This window comes from Massilia sp. CT11-137 (assembly GCF_047302885.1).
In the GTDB taxonomy this organism is placed as follows: domain Bacteria; phylum Pseudomonadota; class Gammaproteobacteria; order Burkholderiales; family Burkholderiaceae_D; genus Telluria; species Telluria orientalis.
This window is the reverse complement of record NZ_JBKYMP010000002.1, coordinates 542,377-561,406: the sequence shown is the minus strand read 5'-3', so window position 1 is coordinate 561,406 and position 19,030 is coordinate 542,377. Positions and strand designations below refer to the sequence as shown.

The following is a 19,030-nucleotide window of genomic DNA, read 5'->3' as shown; positions in this document are numbered from 1 at the left end:
TACCACCATGTCCGATATCCTGAACAAGATCCTCGACGTCAAAGCCACGGAAGTCGCCGCGGCCAAGCAGCAGCGCGATTTCAACAGCCTGCGCCGCGACGTCGAAAGCGATGCCGCCCTGCGCGCCGACCTGCGCGGCTTCGAGGCGAGCCTGCGCCGCAGCATCGACGCGGGCCGTGCGGGCGTGATCGCCGAAGTGAAAAAAGCGTCGCCGTCGAAAGGCGTGATCCGCGCCGACTTCCGTCCGGCCGAGATCGCCCGGAGCTATGCCGCGGGCGGCGCATCGTGCCTGTCCGTCCTGACCGACGTGCAATTCTTCCAGGGCTCGCCCGAGTACCTGAAGCAGGCGCGCGCCGCGTGCAACCTGCCCGTGATCCGCAAGGATTTCATCATCGACCCGTACCAGGTATACGAAGCCCGCGCGATGGGTGCGGACGCGATTCTGCTGATCGTCGCTGCGCTGGATCATGGCCTGATGGCGGATCTTGAGGCATGTGCCCAGGAACTCGGCATGGACGTGCTGGTCGAAGTCCATGACGGCGACGAACTGGATGCGGCCCTGAAGCTCAAGACGCGCCTGCTGGGCATCAACAACCGCAACCTGCGCACCTTCGAGGTCACGCTCGACACGACCATCGGCCTGCTGCCGCGCATTCCGGCGGAACGGCTCGTGGTCACGGAGTCCGCGATCCTGGCGCCCGCCGACGTCAAGCGCATGCGCGACGCCAACGTGCATGCGTTCCTGGTGGGCGAAGCGTTCATGCGCGCGCCCGATCCCGGCACGGAACTCAAACGCTTATTCGACTGACATGAACACGATCATCCGCGCAGGCCTCGTTCTCGTTATCTCGATCGCAGGCCTGTGCGGATGCTCGAGCGTCAGGACGGCCACCGAGGCTGTCACCTCTTCCGTCGGACGTATCTTCCATCCCGCCCCGCCGACGGCCCCCGCGCCCGCTGGCCTGGACGACTACAAGACCCAGGTCGCGCACCACGTGGCCGACCACAATCCCGAACGCGCCTGGACGGGCACCTTGCCGCCCATGCTGCCGGCCATCGTCGTGCTCGAGATCACCGTCGACCGCGACGGCCAGCTGGCGGACGTGGCCGTGCAGCGCTCGCGCAATCCGGATGCGTCCGAGATCGCGCTGGCGTCCGTGCGGCGCAGTTCGCCGCTGCCGCCCCCGCCGGCGGGCCGGCTCACGTTCTCCGAAACCTTCCTGTTCGCGGACAGCGAGCGGTATCAGCTGCGCAGCCTGGCGGGGCCGCAGGCGTCGGAATCGCCGTCGCCGTGACCATGCGCGACGGGTGCGCCTGCTCGGCAATATTCGGTCTATAATTATTCGTTACACTTTTACACATTTGATATTCATGTCGACAATACAGCGCAGGAACAATGTCCGGCTGGCCGGCACCGGCCCGGCGACGATGGTGTTTGCCCACGGCTTCGGCTGCGACCAGACCATGTGGCGGTTCCTGGCGCCGGCCTATGAGGATCGCTTCCGCACGATCGCGTTCGACCTGGTCGGCAGCGGCGGTTCCGACCTGTCCGCGTACGACCGCGACAAGTACGGCACCCTGCACGGCTACGCGGACGACCTGCTCGAGATCGTCGACGAATGCGCGACCGGTCCCGTCATCTTCGTCGGCCATTCCGTCAGCACGATGATCGGCCTGCTGGCCACGATCAAGGCACCGGAAAAATTCGTCGCGCAGGTCATGGTGGGCCCGTCGCCCTGCTACATCAACGACGGCGACTACGTCGGCGGGTTCAGCCGGGAAGACATCGACGAGCTGCTCGAGACGATGGACGCCAATTACCTCGGCTGGTCGAGCAGCCTGGCGCCCGCAATCATGGGCGTGCCCGACCGTCCGGAACTGCGCAAGGAGCTGACCGAGAGCTTTTGCCGCAACGATCCCGAGATCGCCAAGCATTTCGCCCGCGTGACATTCCTGTCCGACCACCGCGCGGACGTGCCCCGTTCGACCGTGCCGGCGTTGATCCTGCAATGCAGCGACGACCTCGTTGCGCCCCGTGCCGTCGGCGACTTCCTGCACCGGCACCTGCCAGACAGCGTCCTGCACGTCATCGAGAACGTCGGTCATTGCCCGCACATGAGCGCGCCCACGGAAAGCTCGCGCGCCATCGACAACTTCCTCGCGCACGCACTGCGCTGACATCCGTGCCGACCGCGCCCTCCGGCGACATCCTGTTCGATCAAGCCGCCTGCGCATTGCTGCTGACGGAGGCCGACGGCGTGATCCTGAGGGCGAACAGCATGGCGTGCACGTGGCTCGGCTATGCGGAGGAGGAGCTCGTCGGCAAGGTGCGCATGCAGGATCTGCTGCCGGTGGGCGCCCGCCTGTTCTACCACACGCATTGCCAGCCGATCCTGCAGGTGCAGGGCTCCGTGGCCGAGATCCAGGTCGACCTGCGCAACAAGCGCCAGGAGCGCCTGCCCATGCTGATCAACATCAGCCGCCGCCAGGAAGCGGACGGCATGATCGACCACTGGGCCCTGTTCAAGGCCTCCGACCGGCGCGCGTACGAACGCGAACTGCTGGCGGCCCGCAAGGCGGCGGAAGCGGCGCTGGACGCGCGCCGCAGCGCCGAGGAGGAATTACAAAAGCTGAATGCGCAGCTGTCGGCCGCGGACCGGCGCAAGGACGAATTCCTCGCAACCCTGTCGCATGAACTGCGCAACCCGCTCGCGCCGATGCGCAGCGCGCTCGACGTCCTCAAGCTGAAGTTCGGCCACGGAACGGACAACCGCCTGCTCCAGGCGTTCGACCGGCAGATGCGCCACCTGACGCGCCTCGTCGACGACCTGATGGAAGTCTCGCGCATCACGCAGGGCCGCATGCAACTGCAACGCGCGCCGGTGGAATTGTCCGCCCTCGTGCAGGGCGCGGCGCACGACCTCGCCGCGACGATGGAAGCGGCGCGCCACACGCTGCGCCTGTCCATCGCGGCGCCGCCCGTGGTCGTGGACGGCGATGCGACGCGGCTCGCGCAGGTCGTCATCAACCTGCTCACCAACGCGGCCAAGTACACGCCGGATGGCGGCACGATCGAGCTGCGGCTGTCGTGCGACGACGGCACGGCCGAGATCAGCGTGCGCGACAACGGCATCGGCCTGCCCGCCTCGGCGCTCGCCACCGTCTTCAACATGTTCTCGCAACTCGAACCGGCGCTCGAACGGTCGAAAGGCGGCCTCGGGATCGGCCTGGCGCTCGTGCGCGGGATCGTCGAACTGCACGGCGGCAGCGTGCATGCGGACAGCCCGGGCCCGGGCCTGGGCAGCACGTTCACGATCCGGCTGCCGCTGGCGCAAGGCAGCGTGTGGGCGCCGTCTTTGCAGGCACCGTCCGGAACGGCGGCGCCGGCCCAACTGCGCGTCCTCGTCGTGGACGACAACGAGGATGCCGCCGAGACGCTGGCGATGACGCTGGAGCTGCACGGCTGCGAGGTGAAAACGGCGGCGACGGCCGCCCAGGCGCTGGAGATGCTCCCCGCCTTCGCGCCGGCCGTTGCCCTGCTCGACATCGGCCTGCCGGACATGAACGGCTACGAACTGGCGCGCCGCGTGCGCCAGCTGTCTGCGGGGGCCGGCATCACGCTGATTGCGACGACCGGGTGGGGCCAGCAGAAGGACCGCGAGCGGGCGTTCGCGGCCGGGTTCGACCGTCACCTCACCAAGCCGATCGATTTCGATCTCTTGCGATCCTATTTGCCGTAGGGTGGGCACCCCGTGCCCACGCGTGACGCCGGCGATGTGCAAGCATTACGCGTGGGCGGAGGGCCGCCCACCCTACGCTCAGCTGGCGCTCGGCCGCTTCACCGCCGGCCCCTTGCGCGTGCCCGGCGCCACCGAGATCTGCACGCACGGCACGCGGTCGCCCTGCAGGGTGACGTCGAACGCCATCAGCTCGTCGCGGCGGAACGCGTGCACGGTCACCGTGTCGCCCACGCGGTAGCGCGCGAGCAGCTGGTCCAGGTTGGACGGGTTGCCGTTCACGCGCAGGCTGTCGACGGCGATCAGGATGTCGCCGGCCGACAGGCCCGCCTGGTGCGCCGCGCCGCCTTCGTGCACCTGCGTCAGCTTGACCCCGGCGGCGTCGCGGCCGATGCCGGCGTCCAGCGACGGCTTGGCGTTCTTGCGCTCTTCCATCACCTTCACGCTGAACGGTGCGTACAGCTTGGCCAGCGGGATGTCTTCCGTGCCGCGGATGTAGCGGTCGAAGATCGACTTCAACCGCACGCCGCTCACCTCGTCGAACAGGCTTTCCACCTCCTGCTCGGTGACCCCGCGCCCACCTCCTTCCTTGCCTTTGTAGAAGTCGCGGCCGTAGCGGTCCCACAAGGCGAGCATGATGTCGTCCAGCGACTTCGCGCCTTCCGTCTTCGCGCGGATCGTCAGGTCGAGCGCGAGGCCGACCAGCGAACCCTTGGTGTAATAGCTGATGATCGCGTTCGGCGCGTTCTCGTCCTGGCGGTAGTACTTGCTCCAGGCGTCGAAGCTGGACTCGGCAATGCTCTGCTTCGTGCGGCCCGTGCCACGCAGGACGCTGCCGACCGTCTTGCCGAGCAGCTTGAAGTACGTGGCCTCGCTGATGATCCCGCTGCGCACGAGCATCAGGTCGTCGTAATAGCTCGTAAAACCCTCGAACAGCCAGAGCAGCGGCGTGTAGTTCTCGACCTGCAGGTCATACGGCGCGAACACGGCCGGCTTGATGCGCTTGACGTTCCAGGTGTGGAAGTACTCGTGGCTGCACAGGCCCAGGAACTTGATGTAGCCCTCGTTTGGCTCGGCGGTCTTCGGCGCGGCCGTCGTCGGCAGGTCGGTGCGCGCGCAGATCAGCGCCGTCGACGCGCGGTGTTCCAGGCCGCCGTAGCCGTCGCCGACGACCATCGTCAGGAACACGTAGCGGTCCATCGGCGCCTTCTTCGTCTTCGGCTCGAAGAACGCGATCTGGGTCTCGCAGATGGCTTTCAGGTCTTTTTCCAGGCGCGCCATGTCCAGGTTCGGCACGCGGCCCGTGATGACGATATCGTGGCGTACGCCGTGCGCGGTAAAGCCGCCCAGCACGAAATCGCCCATCTCGACGGGGTGGTCGATCAGCTCATCGTAGTCGCCCGCGACATAGGTGCCGAAGCCGTAGCGCTTCGCGCCCCCTTCCGGCAGCGAGGTGGCCACGCGCCACGTGCGGGCGGCCGGGTCGCCCGGACGCTGGATGTCGACCTGGTGCGGCCGCGTCTCCTGGCCCACGACGCGCAGGAACACGCTCGTGCCGTTGAAGAAGCCGTGGGTCTGGTCCAGGTGGGCGGCGCGCACCGACAGGTCCCACGCATACACCTCGTAATGCAGCGTCAGCGGCCCGGCGGCGGGCGCGGCCTGCCAGCTATGCTTGTCCAGCTTCGTGAGACGGACCGCTTCACCCGCGGCCTCGGCGCGGATGCGCACGATGTTGCGCGCGAACTCTCGAATCATGTAGCTGCCCGGGATCCAGGCCGGCAGCGCGAACACCTGCCCGTCCGGATGCGGCGCCGCCACGGTGACGGTGACGTTGAACAGGTGCCCGGCGAGGTCCTTCGGGACGATGGTGTACTGGATGGCCGGCGGCTGCTTCTGGGGTGCTTTTTTCATATGACGTGAACAATCTCTCTCCGATGCGCCGTAGTGTAATCGGATTTTTCAGAAAAAGAGCATGTTCACGCGGCCAGCGTGAACAGATCTGCATGTTCACGTGACCAGCGTGAACAGATCTGCATGTTCACGTGGCCAGCGTGAACAGATCCGCATGTTCACGTGGCCAGCGTGAACAGAACCGCATGTTCACACGGTTGGGATTACGTTCCCGTAAGGTCGCCCGGCAGGTCGATGTCGCGGAAAATCCCCGGGTCGTCGACCGGCACCTCGGTCACCGGAAACGCCTGCAACAGCCGCCGCGCGCCCGCGTCGCCGCTTAACGCCAGCAACGCGTCCAGGTGCACGGCCCCGAATCCGACCGGATTGCCGCGCCGCCCATCCAGCACGGGTGCCGCGATGCCCGCACCGGCGGCCAGTGTCTCGGCGAGGCGGCGCAGGGTGGCCGGATCGACATACGGCATGTCGCCCAGCGCCACGAGCCAGGCCTGCGGGTTCGATGGCAGCGAATAACGGATGGCATGCGTGAGCGAAGCCGCCATGCCGCTGTCGGCATCCGGGCACACGGTCACGTCGCAGCCGAGCGCGGCCAGTTGCCCGCCCACGCCGGCGTCAAGCGGCGGCACGACGGCGACGACGCGCGGGACGGCGGCCAGCAGCTTGCGCGCGCTGGCCACGACGACGGGTTCGCCGGCCAGCGGCTGCAGCAGCTTGTTGCGCACGCCGGCCGGATCGAAACGGCGCCCCCGGCCGGCCGCCAACAGAAGGCCGACAACATGCGCGACCGGGGACAGGTTCACGCCGCCGCCAGGTCGAACGGCAGCTTGCGCAGGCGCTTGCCGGTCAGCTTGAACACGGCATTGGCCAGCGCCGGCGCCAGCGGCGGCAGGCCCGGCTCGCCCATGCCCGTCGGCGGATCCTGCGACGGCACGATGTGGACGTCCACCTGCGGCATGTCGTTCATGCGCGCCACCGTGTAGTCGCCGAAGTTCTGCTGCTCGACGACGCCATCCTTCAGCGTGATGCGCGCACCCGGCAGCGTCGTGCCGAGGCCCATCAGCGCGGCGCCCTGCACTTGCGCCTCGATGGACATCGGGTTGACGGGCAGGTTGCAGTGCACGGCGGCCGTGACCTTGTGCACTTTCGGGCTGCCGTCGACGATCGACGCTTCGACGACGTAGGCGACGACCGTGTTGAACGACTCGTGCAGCGCGACGCCATATGCACGCCCTTTCGGCAGCGTCTTCTTGCCGTAGCCGGATTTCGCGACGGCGAGATCCAGCGCCGCATGATGGCGCGCATGCTTCGCGTCGATCAGCTTCTTGCGGTACGCGACCGGGTCCTGGCCGGCAGCATGGGCCGCCTCGTCGATCAGCGTCTCCATCACGAACGCCGTGTGGGTGGACCCGACGGAGCGCCACCACAGCACGGGCACGTTGGCTTTCACCGCATGCGCCGTCAGGTTCAGCGGCACGTCGTACGGCTCGCCCATGCCTTCGACCATCGTGGCGTCGACGCCGTTCTTGACCATCATCGGTTCGAACGCGGTGCCGGTGATGATCGACTGGCCGACGATCGTGTGGTCCCACGCGACGATGTTGCCGCCGGCGTCCAGGCCGATGTCCGCGCGGTGGATGTGCGACGGACGGTAGTAGCCGCCGCGGATGTCGTCCTCGCGGCTCCAGATCAGCTTCACCGGACCCGCATGGCCCGCCGCTTTGTAGGCCTTGGCGATGTTGACGGCTTCCACGATGAAGTCCGACGTCGGCACGGCGCGCCGGCCGAAGCCGCCGCCCGCCATCATCGTGTTCAGGGTGACCTGCCCGGGCTTCAGGCCTGCCGTCGCGGCGGCAGCGGCCTGGTCGATGGTCTGGAATTGCGAGCCGACCCACAGGGTGCACGCGTCGTCCTTCAGGTCGACCGTGCAGTTGATCGGTTCCATCGGCGCGTGCGCCAGGTACGGGAATTCGTAGACGGCCGAGATTTTCTTGCTGGCGCCCGCGAGCTTCGACGTATCGGCCTTGCGGGCGACGGCGCCCGGCGTCTTCGCCAGTTCCGCGAACTGCGCCAGCTGCTTGGCGCTGTCGACTTTCTCGACGGCGCTCGTGTCCCACTCGATGGCGAGCAAGTCGCGTGCCTGTTTCGCCGGCCAGTAGCCGTCGGCGACGACGGCCACCCCGCGGCCGCCCCGGTCAACCGGAATCTCCAGCACGGCGATCACGCCGCGCACGGCCTTGGCCTTGGCTGCATCGAACTTCGCCACCTTCGCGCCGAACACGGGCGGATGCGCGACGACGGCGACCTTGGTGCCGGCCGGCTTGACGTCCAGGCCGAACTGCTGGCGGCCCGTCGACTTGGCGCGCGCGTCCAGGCGCGGCATGGGCTTGCCGATGTAGCGGAACGCCTTCTGGTCCTTCAACGCGACGGTCTGCGGCACCGGCAGGGCCATCGCCGCTTCGGCCAGCGAGCCATAAGTCGCCTTCTGGCCCGCCGGGCCGTAGACGACGCCCTTCGCCGTGCGGCACTGGGACGGATCCACCTTCCACTGCTGGGCGGCGGCCTGGACCAGCATCGCGCGGGCGCGGGCGCCCACTTCGCGGTATTGCGTGAACGAGTGGGCGATGGTGCCCGAGCCGCCCGTCATCTGGATGCCGAAGGCCGGATCCTTGTACACGTCGGCGGCCGGCGCGAGCTCGCCGCGCACCTGGCTCCAGTCGGCATCGAGTTCGTCCGCGATCACCATCGGCAGCGCCGTGTGCACGCCCTGGCCGAACTCGAGACGGTTGACCAGCACGGTTACCGTGTTGTCCGGCGCCACGCGCAGGAAGGCGTTCGGCGCGTAGGCCGTCGGCTTGGCGGCATCGGCGGCGCGGGCGAAGCGGCCGCCAGTTGGCAGCACGAAGCCGAGCACGAGGCCACCGGTGGCCAGCGTGCCGGCTTTCAGGAAACCGCGGCGCGAGGTCGGGGCAAAGCGGCCGCCGGCGGGCGCCGCATTTTTCATCTGTTCGAATAGCATGCGGGCCTCCTTACGCCAGGGTTTTGGCGGCATCCTTGATGGCCGCGCGGATGCGTTGGTAAGTGCCGCAGCGGCAGATGTTGCCGCTCATGGCGTTGTCGATGTCGGTGTCGGTCGGCTTCTTGTTCACGCGCAGCAGGGCCGTGGCGCTCATCACCTGGCCGCTCTGGCAATAGCCGCACTGCGGGACGTCATGCTTGACCCACGCGTCCTGCACGGCCTTGCCGACCTTGTCGGATTCCATCGCTTCGATGGTCGTGATCTTGTGGCCCGTGGCGGCGGAGATCGGCGTGACACAGGAGCGGATCGCCTGCCCGTCCAGGTGCACCGTGCAGGCGCCGCACAGGGCGGCGCCGCAGCCGAACTTGGTGCCGGTCATGTTCAGGTTGTCGCGCAGCGTCCACAGGATGGGCGTGGAGGGATCGGCGTCGACCTGGACGTCGCGCCCGTTGATGTTCAATGTGAGCATGTCTTCTCCCTTGCTTTGGTATGTTGGTTTGTTGGTTTGCCGGTTTGGTGTTGCGGTCGCATTGTGGGCTCGGGGAACCCACCCTACGGCACTCCATGCCCACCAAACGTTTGCACATGCGAGCAAAAAAAGCCCGGCGGTGCCGGGCTTTTCGTTTTACTGCTTGAGGGCGGCCAGTTTGGCCTCGAGCGTCTTCTGGTCGACGGCGCCCGGAATCCGGCTGCCGTCCGAGAAGAAGATCGCCGGCGTGCCGGTGATGTGCAGCTTCTGGCCCAGCGCCAGCACCTTCTCGTTCGGCGACTCGCAGCTCGCCGGCGCGGCCGGTGCCGGCTTGTTGTTGATCATCCAGTCATCCCAGGCCTTGGCGCGGTCCGGGGCGCACCAGACATTCTTCGATTTCTCGAACGAGTCCGGCGACAGGATGTTGTACAGGAACGTGTAGATCGTCACGTTGTCCATGTTCTTCAGCGTCGTCTGGCGCAGGCGCTTGCAGTAGCCGCAGTTCGGGTCTTCGAACACGGCGATCACGCGCTTGCCGTCGCCCTTGACCTGCTTGATGGCGTCGTTCAGCGGCAGGTCGGAGAACTTGATCTTGTTGATGTCGTCGATGCGCTCGCGGGTCAGGTCGCGCGTCGTCTTGGCATCGTAGACATGGCCGATGATGAGGTATTCACCTTTCTTGTCCGTGTACAGGATGTCGCCCGCGACGCGGAGTTCGTACAGGCCGGCGTACGGCGTTTCCTTGATCGACTCGATCTTGGCGCCGCCGAGGCGCGGTTCGATCGCCTTCTTGATGTTCGCCTCGACCGAATTCTGCGCGCCGACGCATGACGTGATCAGGCCGGTCGCCAGCAGGACGGCGAGCTTCGTTTTACCCATGAGTGAATTCCTTAATGATGTGCCGCGTTACCTGCCCATCGCGTGGGCGATCAGCCGTCGCTTGATCAGAGGCAACTTATCCAGCAAGTTTAATCCTAAATTGCGAACCACGCGCACGGGCTCAAGATTTGCGCCGAACAAGCGCTCCAAGCCATCCGTGGCGAGTTGCATCAGCAATACGTCTTCCTTGCGCGCTCTCGCGTAGCGCGCCAGCAGGCGCTCGTCGCCGATGCCCTGGTGGTCGTCGCGCGCGGCGAGCGTGTCGAGCAGCGCATTGATATCGCCGAAGCCCAGGTTCATGCCGTGCCCGGCCAGCGGATGCACCGCGTGGGCCGCGTCGCCGATGAGCGCGACGCGCGGCGCCGTGATCGCGTGCGGGCGCACGAGCGCCAGCGGGATCGCCTTGACGTTTTCCGGCTGCAGCGGCTTCAGCAGGCCCAGCCTGTTTTCCGAATACTCGCCCAGGCGGATCGCCAGTTCGCCCAGCGATTCGTTCATGATCGTGTCCGCCAGCGTGTCCGGCGCGGACCACACGAGCGACACTTTATTCCCCGGCAGCGGCAGCAGCGCGACGATGCCTTCCTTGCACGTGAACCACTGATAGGCGACGTTGTGATGCGGCTTCTCACACGCAAAATTCGCCACGATGGCGCGCTGGTGGTACGAACGGTAATCGATGCCGATGTCGCACTGCCCGCGCACCCAGGAATCGCGGCCGTCGGCGCCGACGAGCAGCTGGGCCGCGAGCACCTTGCCGTCTTCCAGCTCGACCTCGACGTCTTCCGCGCTGCTCACGATGCGGCAGGCGCGTCCCGTGACGGTCTCGACGTTCTGGGCGAAGCGCAGCGCCGCGTCGAGCGCCTGGTTCAGGTTGCTGTCCTCGACGATCCACGCGAGCGAGCCCGCATGGGCGCCGAACGCATCGAACCCGAGATGGCCGCCCTGCTCCCCGTCGCCCTGCACGTCCATGGCGTCGACGGGCGCCACGCGCGCCATGTCGAGCGCGCCCCATACTTTCAGCGACGACAACAACGTATGCGCCGTATGGTTGAGCGCGTACACGCGCACATCCCAGGGTTTTTCGGCGCCGGTCGACGCCTCCGGCGCATCCGGCCGCGCGGGCGGCACGAGCAAGGTGACGCTGTGCCCGGCCTGCGACAGGCCCAGGGCCGCCGTCTTGGCGATGGCGCCATTGCCGACGATGCAGATGTCGCTGCGGCGGGCGACGTTGCGATGATGTGCGGAGGAAGTGGTCTGTGTGCTCATGATGAACATTATAGACCTTCACCGTGGCCTGCTTCCTGCGAACGGGACGGGCATATCGTCCTGGCCGTTGCCAAAAAAACTGCTCGACAGGCCCTTGCAGCTTCGCAAACCCGTCGCTATAATCATGCCTCCTTTGGCCTGGTAGCTCAGTTGGTAGAGCAGAGGATTGAAAATCCTTGTGTCGGTGGTTCGATTCCGCCCCGGGCCACCAAAGTTTCAAGCGAAAACGCCGACCCCTGCAGGTCGGCGTTTTCGTTTCCGGGATCCGAAATCTTGCATCCGATCTATTTCCGGTACAAAGCGGCGTTGAGGCGGCGGCATCAGACCCAATTGTCCAGGCTGGCTCATCCAATCTGACTAATCCACAGTCTCGGTATCGATTAATTTTTATTCCGTATCAATACGTGACAGGCGTCCATGAAAATCCTCGAATACATCGAATTTTCCCCTCCGCGCAACAAAAACCAGTATGCCAGGGTACGAGAAGCGATCGAGCGCGACGACTTCCGCGCGGCCGATGTCAAGAAACTGACCAACCTTACGCAGGGTAAGTTTTATCGAGCAAAACTCGATTATGCCGACCGCTTGCTGTTCTCCATCGTCCGCTACGATGGCGAAACCTATGCCCTGATGCTGGAAGTGATCGAGCAGCACGCCTACGACAAGTCGCGCTTTCTCCGCGGGGCCAGTATCGACGATACCAAGATTCCGGCAGCCGATCTGGCCGAAGCCATCCGGGAAGCCGAGCCGGTGGGGTATGTGAACCCGAACCGGCCACAGGTGCACTGGCTCGACAAGGTCATTTCGTTCGACGATGCACAGCAGGCAGTCTATTTGCAAGCCACCCCCTTGATCATCGTCGGTAGCGCGGGAAGCGGCAAGACCGCGCTGACGCTCGAGAAGATGAAGCAGGCGCAGGGCGATATCCTGTACGTGACGCTGTCGGCCTACCTTGCCCAGTCGGCGCGCGACCTGTACTACGCGCATGGTTTCGAACGCGAAGGACAGGAAACGGATTTCCTGTCCTTCCGCGAGTTCCTCGAGTCGATCCGCATCCCGCAGGGCCGCGAAGCCAGCTGGCGCGATTTTTCCACTTGGTTCGCGCGCATGCGCCAGCAATTCAAGGGCATCGGCGCCCACCAGGCATACGAAGAAATCCGGGGCGTGATCACCGCTGACGCCGCGGGCGTGCTGACGCGCGACCAGTATGCGGCGCTCGGCGCACGTCAATCGATCTTCTCGTCCGGCGATCGCACCGCGTTGTACGACCTGTTCGAAAAATACCGGGTCTGGCTGCAGGAGGCCCGGCTGTTCGACTCGAACCTGGTGTCGCACGACTGGCGGCGGCAAGTGCAGCCGCGCTACGATTTCGTGGTGATCGACGAGGTGCAGGACCTTACCCCGGTCCAGTTGGCGCTCGTGTTGCGCATGCTGAAGAAGCCGGGACAATTCTTGCTGTGCGGCGACTCGAACCAGATCGTCCACCCGAATTTCTTTTCATGGGGGAAAGTCAAGAGTCTGTTCTGGCACGATCCCGAACTGGCCGAACGACAGCAACTGCAAGTCCTGCGCGCCAATTTCAGGAACGGCAAGCTGGTCACGCGGATTGCCAACACGCTCCTGAAAATCAAGCACAGGCGCTTTGGCTCCATTGACCGCGAGAGCAATTTTCTGGTCGAAGCCGTCAAGCAGGATGAGGGCACCGCCAGCCTGCTGACCGACAGCGATGCCGTGCGGCGCGACCTGAACGCGCAAACACGCCGCTCGACCCGCTTTGCGGTGCTGGTATTGCGCGACGAAGATAAGGCCGAGGCGAGAAAGCACTTCGACACCCCGTTGATCTTCTCGGTACATGAAGCGAAGGGCCTCGAGTACGACAGCATTGTCCTGTACCGCTTTGTTTCGGACAACCGCGCCCAGTTCGCCGCAATCGCGGAGGGAGTCGGTGAATCCGACCTTACCGGGGATGAACTGCAGTACGGCCGCGCCAGGGACAAGGGCGACAAATCGCTCGAAATCTACAAGTTCTACGTCAACGCGCTGTACGTGGCGCTGACGCGGGCTATCCACAATGTCTACCTGGTCGAATCGGATAAAGGACATCCGCTGCTGCGCCTGCTCGATATCGCAAACCTGGACGCCCCGGCGAAAACGGCCGCGCAAGCATCGAGCCTCGAGGATTGGCAGAAGGAAGCGCGCAGGCTGGCATTGCAGGGCAAGCAGGAACAGGCCGACGCGATCGAACGCATGATACTGAAGACGTCACCCGTCCCCTGGCCCGTGCTCGACGAGGCCAGGCTGCGTGAGACGCTGTCCAGGGTGTTCCGCGAACAGGTACCGGGCAGCAAAACCAAGACCCAGCTGTATGATTACGCGACCTGCTTCGACGAACCGATCCTCGCCTATTTCCTGGTGCACGACGCCGGCTTCGGCCAGGCACGCGGTTTTCCCATGCATGCCGTCACGTTTGGCCGGCGCCATTACCAACCCTATTTCGCTCGCAATTTCAAGGACATCCTGAAATTATGCGATAAACATGGCGTCGAGCATCGGACGCCGATGAACCAGACGCCGCTCATGGCGGCAACGGCGGCCGGCAACGTTCCCCTGGTGACTGCATTGCTCGAACGCGGCGCCGATACCACGGCCGTCGATCACCTGGGCCGCAACGCGCTGCACTGGGCGATCGCGGCTGCGCTGCGCGACGATGAATACGCCAAGGGGCCGTTCGGCGCGGTCTACCAGTTGGTGGCGCCAGCTCGCATCGACGTGATGGTCGGCGAGCGCCTCGTGCGCATCGACGCGCGTCAGTCCGAATACCTGATACTGCAAACGATGTGGGTGCTGTTCAAGTCGTGCTTCGGCAATGCGGACGCCAGCGACCGAGGCGGCTTCGATGCCGGGATGCTGCTCGGCGCGTACGAAAGGATGCCGGCTGCCGTACTGCCTCCCGAACGCAGGAAGCGGGCCTTCATCTCAGGCGTATTGGCCCGCAACGAGGTCGATCGCGACTACGCCTATAACAGGCACCTGTTCAAGCGCGTGGCAACCGGGGTCTACCAGTTGAATCCGGCATTGTCGCTGCGCAGTCGCGGTCCTGATGGCAGTGACGAATGGGTGCCGGTGTATTCAGCCCTCAACCTTCCTCTCGTCAAGGAATTGGCCGATCCGCGCTACGATCGGCATATCAATGATCTGCTCGGGCTTGCCGGACTGCCGGTCACGGCCGAGCCGATCATCCGACGCGCCGGACGGCAATGATCTTGTGCGTACCGACGTCCGTGAACGCCTCCAGCCCGGCCGCAACGGTCTTGATCGTCCACACAAATGAGCGGGACTGCGACGCTACGGTATTTTTTGACCAGATCCACCGCCAGCAAGCGGCTTACGACAACGAGGTAACTACAATGGACCCGAAGAATGATTTGCAACTCGGCATTTGCCAAACCATCGAAACCCACCTCAGAGCCGAGTACGAAGCCATACCCGAACTGACCGATGCCTTGTGTATCGTGGGTCTCGACAATTCGATCATCGCAGTGAAACAAAAATTCGGCTTCGCGAAAAACGAGAAGGTGCTGAACCATCCAGCCTTCGACGGCATCGTCGCCCACGTGGTCGAGATTGGCGTCGAAAACATCGGCAAAGACAACGATCTCACGCTCAAGGATTATGTTGCTCTTATCACCTTGATCAAGAAATCGGTGATTCGCCATTCGTCCTTCGGGCCGTGCGCCTACTACGAGTTCATCAGGAACTTCGTCTGAGCTGTCACGCCAGGGGGCAGCGCAAGCGACCGCGCGCAGGATTGAAAATCCCTGTGTCGGTGGTTCGAATCCGCGCCGGGCCACCAAAGTTTCAAGCGAAAACGCCGACCCTTGCAGGTCGGCGCTTTTGTTTTCAGGCTATCGATATTAAAACGCCATCCGCGGATGGCGTTTTATTCATACGTGTTTTATTTAGCCTGCTTGCGACGACGCGAACGCAGCATTGCGCCGGCACCCAGCAGCATCAGCGCGGCCGATGCCGGTTCCGGAACTTTTACCGGCGGGATAACCGCGCCAAAACCGTCGATATAGGCATAACCCGTGTGTGCGGACGGCTGGCAATCGGCAGCCAGAATCGACAGCGTGAAATCGTGGCCCGACAGCGACGAATCGATCGCGAGCTGTTCGATTTGCCACGCCGACGTATAAAACAGGTCGCCATTCATGGTGAAACGGCTGTCGACACCGCCGCCGCCGTCGCCGGCATTGTAGACGCGATTGATCAGGACCGTGCCCGTCGTATCGTCGGTCAGCGTGATCAGCAATTCGGCCGATTCATCGGCGGTGTGGCCGCCATTTTCCAGCACGGCTTTCCAGGCGAAGAAGATATTCGATTCGGTGTAATTCGTCACTTTCTGGCTGAGGACCGATGCATTACCGCCGTCCGAAGTGTCTTCGACACGATACGAGTACTGGCCCGAATAAACGGTCGAACCCAGCAACGAGCCCAGCAACGGATCGACCGTGCCAGCGGCGTTGACGGACGAGCGGGTTGCCGGCCCCGTGTACTTGCTGCCGCCCGGCAGGAAAGTGGCGGGCGACAGGCTCGTATTCAGCGTATCCCAACGATACCCTTCCCCAGTCGTCCAGCCGTTTGCATTGCCATCTTCAAAACCACCATTGATAAAGGCGCCGGCGTGTGCGGTACCGGTAATGGCGGTGAATGCGAGGGCAGCGGCCAGCGCGAATTTTAATTTCATCTGTGTAGTCCTTTCAAGTCAATAAGAGTTATGGGTGCAACTAATGCACTGCGACACCTTAGCAATTCCTGTGCCACGCACTTATCTACTTGAAAGAAAATGGATTTTTTAAATCCGCATCGATATAGATCCTGTAACTGTTAAATACACCGACATTTAAATCGGGTAAATCGGCGATAGAATATAAAACATATGCATTCATTAAACCCGATACGGCTTCATATTATGCTCATCCTCTTATTTAATTAGGGAAAATCTCGATAATTTTAATCAACTCTTGTATTCAACCAGCACGCCATAATCGCAATACCTCTTCCGCAATTACATCGGGAAATTCCTCCTGAAAAAATAATTTTCCTTTTGGAACTCGATATATTCCCTGCGAGCGCGGGAAAATACGGTCAAGATAAGCGGCATCCGCCAGCGGAAAGATCATGTCGCTGGCGCCCCATACCATCCGCACCGGCGCCGTGGTGCGTTTGAGCGCCGCCTCGATGCCCGCCAGCGGATTCGGCGCGAGCGCGTCGTGGAATGCGTGGTACTGCCTGCGCCGCAACGGCGTGCTCACCATCGGTGCCACGTAGTAGTCGATGATGTCGTCCGTGAGCAGCGCCGGGTCGTGGTACGCGGCCGCGCCGAACGTCGCGCGCGCCAGGTTTCCGTCGGCCAGCCACTGCGCGGTGTCGTCGGCCAGCGTGCCCGCACGGGCCATGTCGAGCACCGGCTGGATCAGCGGCGGCGGGCTGTTGGGCTCCGTGTCGCAGTTGGTGAGCACCAGCGTGCGCACGCGCGCCGGAAAGCGAACCAGGAACAGCTGCGCGACCGCGCCGCCGTTGTCGGAAGCGACGATGTCGGCCTGGCTGACGCCCAGCGCATCCAGCAGCGCCGCCAGCATCGCCACCTGGGCGGCGGGCGCCACCGACTGGTCTGCGGGGACCTGCGAGTAGCCGAGGCCCATGAAATCGGGGGCGATGCAGCGCCGGTACGGGGCGAGGCGGTCGAGCGCCCCGCGCCACTGGAAGCCGTTGAGCGGCGCCCCGTGCAGGAACAGCGCCGCGGCACCCGTGCCGCGCTCGACGTAGGCAATCCGGCCACACGGCAGGTCCACATGGCGCCGCGCGTGGCGATAACGTTCCACCTCCGTCTGCGCCGCCTGCGCACGGCCGGCTACGACCGCTGCGGCGGTCACGTACAAGAAATCCCTGCGTTTCATGCTCGACTCTCCTTCGCTGCGTTGGACATGGAAGGATGCTAGCGACGCGGAGCCGACCCGGCGCGCACCGGCGGCCGGCGGCGGACACAAACGGATGATTTCCTTGTACATTGGCGGGACGCGTACCGGAGGATCAGATGACCGACCGCCCATCTTGCTATCCCAGCCCAGCGACGGCCCCGCTGCCGCTCCTCGACGTGCTGACGTCGCCGGTGCCGTCGGGCCGGTTCGATTCGCCCGTGGACGAACGCCACGTGCTGTGCCTTCACCTGGGCGGGCCGGTGCCGGTGTCGTACCGGGCGGGCAAGGCCGAGCGGCAGGGCGTACGGTTGCACGGCCAGTTCTGCGTCGTGCCGGGCGGCTCCAGCACGCGCTGGACCCTGGCGCAGCCGGCCACCTCGCTGCTGCTCCGGCTCGCGCCCGCGCACCTGCGCGCCACGGCCGACGACATGGGACACGGCGCGCGCGCCTTCGACCTCGCGCCGGCGATCCACGTCCGCGATCCGCAGATCGAGCGCATCGGCTGGATGATGCAGGCCGAGGACCATGACGCCCACCCGGGCGGGCGGCTGTTCGCCGACAGTCTCGCGTCGGCGCTCGCCGTGCGCCTCGTCGCGCTGCAGTCGCGGTCGATGACCGTGCCGGCACGGGCGCTGCCCGCCTGGCGCCTGCGCCACGTCGTCGACTACATCGACGCCCACCTGGACCAGGACCTGACGCTCGCCGAACTGGCCGCCGTCGCGGGGTTCAGTCCTTCGCATTTCAAGGCCTTGTTCAGGCAGGCGACCAGTACGCCGGTCCACCGGTTCGTGCTCGAACGGCGCGTGGAACGGGCGCGGCTGCATCTGCTCGAGGGGCGGCTCAGCGTCACGGAAGTCGCGTTGGAAACCGGCTTCGCGCATCCGAGCCACATGGCGCGCTGGATGCGCCGGCTGCTGGGGCTCAGCCCTTCGCAGATTCGTGCGAGCTAGGGGCGCGCGACAGCAATCACGTGCGCCTGGATCTTTCCATCCACCGGTCCTGGCCCGAACCGCTGCGCAATGGCCGCCGCCGCGTGCGCGGTCGCTTCCGCCAGACTGGAGGCCGCGATCTCGTTGCGCAGCGGCGTGCCCTGGCAATAGGCGATGGCCGGTATGTCCGGTGTGGCGGCCCGGCTGCGCGCGGCCAGCGTCGAACACACGGGCGGCGTCGTGAAGCCGGCCCGCGCCAGGTCGTCCGCGATGATGGCCAGGTCGTGGTAGCCATGCGGCGTGCGCGCGAGGAATCCGGGCGGGTCGAGAGGAAACGCCTGTGCCAGCGCGTCCGTGACGACTTGCGCAAAGTCATTGTCTTCGATACGGTCCCAGACGTTGAAAATGAATTTCCCGCCGGGATGCAGCACGCGCCGCGCCTCGACATAGGCGGCCACCTTGTCGGGGAAGAACATGGCGCCGAACTGGCACGCGACGGCGTCGAACACGGCGTCGGGAAACGGCAGCCGCATGGCGTCCGCCTGCTGCCACTGGACGGGCCGCGCCGTGCCGGTGGCGATGGCCTGGTCGAGCATCGCCTGGTTGAGGTCTGTCGCGACGATCGTACTGGCCGCCGGCAGGCACGCGGCCAGCGCGCGCGTGACGACGCCCGTGCCGGCCGCAACCTCCAGCACGTGCGTGGGCCGCTCATGTGCGACCCGCGCCGCCAGGTCGTCCGCATAGGGCTGGAAGATGAGCGGCACGAGCATCCGGTCATAAAGCTGCGGAATGGAACCGCCAAACCTGGCATCGGCAAGCGTCATGGGACCTCCCCGGCATCG

At 64.9% G+C, this 19,030-nt stretch carries 16 protein-coding genes and 2 tRNA genes; 9 read left to right on the top strand and 9 right to left on the bottom strand.

All coding sequences use genetic code 11. The features are described 5' to 3' along the window. The first annotated feature begins 7 nt into the window (after positions 1–7). The 4 genes from trpC to ACEN98_RS19225 all read left to right on the top strand — a co-directional run bounded on the left by trpC (position 8) and on the right by ACEN98_RS19225 (position 3,740). Positions 8–808, top strand: coding sequence for an indole-3-glycerol phosphate synthase TrpC (gene trpC / locus ACEN98_RS19240; RefSeq protein ID WP_413386503.1), 801 nt, complete (start codon positions 8–10; stop codon positions 806–808). Position 809: 1 nt separating this feature from the next. Then, the gene (locus ACEN98_RS19235) at positions 810–1,295 is read left to right on the top strand and encodes a TonB family protein (protein ID WP_413386501.1); all 486 of its coding nucleotides are present in this window, start codon (positions 810–812) and stop codon (positions 1,293–1,295) included. A gap of 76 nt (positions 1,296–1,371) precedes the next feature. Further along, a complete protein-coding gene (locus ACEN98_RS19230) occupies positions 1,372–2,178 on the top strand; it encodes an alpha/beta fold hydrolase (protein WP_413386499.1) in 807 nt (268 codons plus the stop codon). Positions 2,179–2,183: 5 nt separating this feature from the next. After that, positions 2,184–3,740 carry an ATP-binding protein gene (locus ACEN98_RS19225; RefSeq protein ID WP_413386497.1) on the top strand — a complete coding sequence of 519 codons (1,557 nt, stop codon included), beginning with the start codon at positions 2,184–2,186 and terminating at the stop codon, positions 3,738–3,740. Positions 3,741–3,818: 78 nt separating this feature from the next. Here the strand turns inward: ACEN98_RS19225 and ACEN98_RS19220 are convergent, their stop codons facing one another. From ACEN98_RS19220 to ACEN98_RS19195, 6 genes are all read right to left on the bottom strand, one after another. Further along, positions 3,819–5,648 carry a M61 family metallopeptidase gene (locus ACEN98_RS19220; protein WP_413386495.1) on the bottom strand — a complete coding sequence of 610 codons (1,830 nt, stop codon included), beginning with the start codon at positions 5,646–5,648 and terminating at the stop codon, positions 3,819–3,821. A 203-nt stretch (positions 5,649–5,851) separates the two neighbouring features. Continuing rightward, complete coding sequence (locus ACEN98_RS19215; protein ID WP_413389059.1) at positions 5,852–6,442, bottom strand: nucleotidyltransferase family protein; 591 nt, start codon at positions 6,440–6,442, stop codon at positions 5,852–5,854. 2 nt (positions 6,443–6,444) lie between these two features. After that, a complete protein-coding gene (locus tag ACEN98_RS19210; protein WP_413386493.1) occupies positions 6,445–8,664 on the bottom strand; it encodes a molybdopterin cofactor-binding domain-containing protein in 2,220 nt (739 codons plus the stop codon). Between the two features lie 10 nt (positions 8,665–8,674). Next, positions 8,675–9,133, bottom strand: a complete 459-nt coding sequence (locus tag ACEN98_RS19205; RefSeq protein WP_413338139.1) for a (2Fe-2S)-binding protein — start codon at positions 9,131–9,133, stop codon at positions 8,675–8,677. Positions 9,134–9,289: 156 nt separating this feature from the next. Next, a complete protein-coding gene (locus tag ACEN98_RS19200; RefSeq protein WP_371767897.1) occupies positions 9,290–10,012 on the bottom strand; it encodes a DsbC family protein in 723 nt (240 codons plus the stop codon). Positions 10,013–10,039: 27 nt separating this feature from the next. Continuing rightward, a complete protein-coding gene (locus ACEN98_RS19195; RefSeq protein ID WP_413386491.1) occupies positions 10,040–11,278 on the bottom strand; it encodes an FAD-dependent monooxygenase in 1,239 nt (412 codons plus the stop codon). Positions 11,279–11,413: 135 nt separating this feature from the next. On the opposite strand from ACEN98_RS19195, the gene ACEN98_RS19190 reads away from it, so the two are divergent. The 4 genes from ACEN98_RS19190 to ACEN98_RS19175 all read left to right on the top strand — a co-directional run bounded on the left by ACEN98_RS19190 (position 11,414) and on the right by ACEN98_RS19175 (position 15,131). Continuing rightward, positions 11,414–11,489 (top strand) — tRNA-Phe (locus ACEN98_RS19190). Positions 11,490–11,695: 206 nt separating this feature from the next. Then, the gene (locus ACEN98_RS19185) at positions 11,696–14,539 is read left to right on the top strand and encodes a UvrD-helicase domain-containing protein (RefSeq protein WP_413386489.1); all 2,844 of its coding nucleotides are present in this window, start codon (positions 11,696–11,698) and stop codon (positions 14,537–14,539) included. A gap of 20 nt (positions 14,540–14,559) precedes the next feature. After that, a complete protein-coding gene (locus ACEN98_RS19180; protein WP_413386487.1) occupies positions 14,560–15,045 on the top strand; it encodes a hypothetical protein in 486 nt (161 codons plus the stop codon). Between the two features lie 15 nt (positions 15,046–15,060). Then, a tRNA-Phe gene (locus ACEN98_RS19175) sits at positions 15,061–15,131 on the top strand. A 102-nt stretch (positions 15,132–15,233) separates the two neighbouring features. Here ACEN98_RS19175 and ACEN98_RS19170 read toward each other — a convergent pair. Next, positions 15,234–16,025, bottom strand: a complete 792-nt coding sequence (locus tag ACEN98_RS19170) for a PEP-CTERM sorting domain-containing protein (RefSeq protein WP_413386485.1) — start codon at positions 16,023–16,025, stop codon at positions 15,234–15,236. A gap of 283 nt (positions 16,026–16,308) precedes the next feature. Beyond that, positions 16,309–17,238: an alpha/beta fold hydrolase gene (locus tag ACEN98_RS19165; protein WP_413386483.1), complete on the bottom strand. Its 930-nt coding sequence runs from the start codon at positions 17,236–17,238 to the stop codon at positions 16,309–16,311. 137 nt (positions 17,239–17,375) lie between these two features. On the opposite strand from ACEN98_RS19165, the gene ACEN98_RS19160 reads away from it, so the two are divergent. Continuing rightward, positions 17,376–18,209, top strand: coding sequence for a helix-turn-helix domain-containing protein (locus tag ACEN98_RS19160; RefSeq protein ID WP_413386481.1), 834 nt, complete (start codon positions 17,376–17,378; stop codon positions 18,207–18,209). Here ACEN98_RS19160 and ACEN98_RS19155 read toward each other — a convergent pair. Further along, the gene (locus ACEN98_RS19155; protein WP_413386479.1) at positions 18,206–19,012 is read right to left on the bottom strand and encodes a class I SAM-dependent methyltransferase; all 807 of its coding nucleotides are present in this window, start codon (positions 19,010–19,012) and stop codon (positions 18,206–18,208) included. The two genes, ACEN98_RS19160 and ACEN98_RS19155, sit on opposite strands and share 4 nt — an antisense overlap. Positions 19,013–19,030 lie beyond the last annotated feature (18 nt).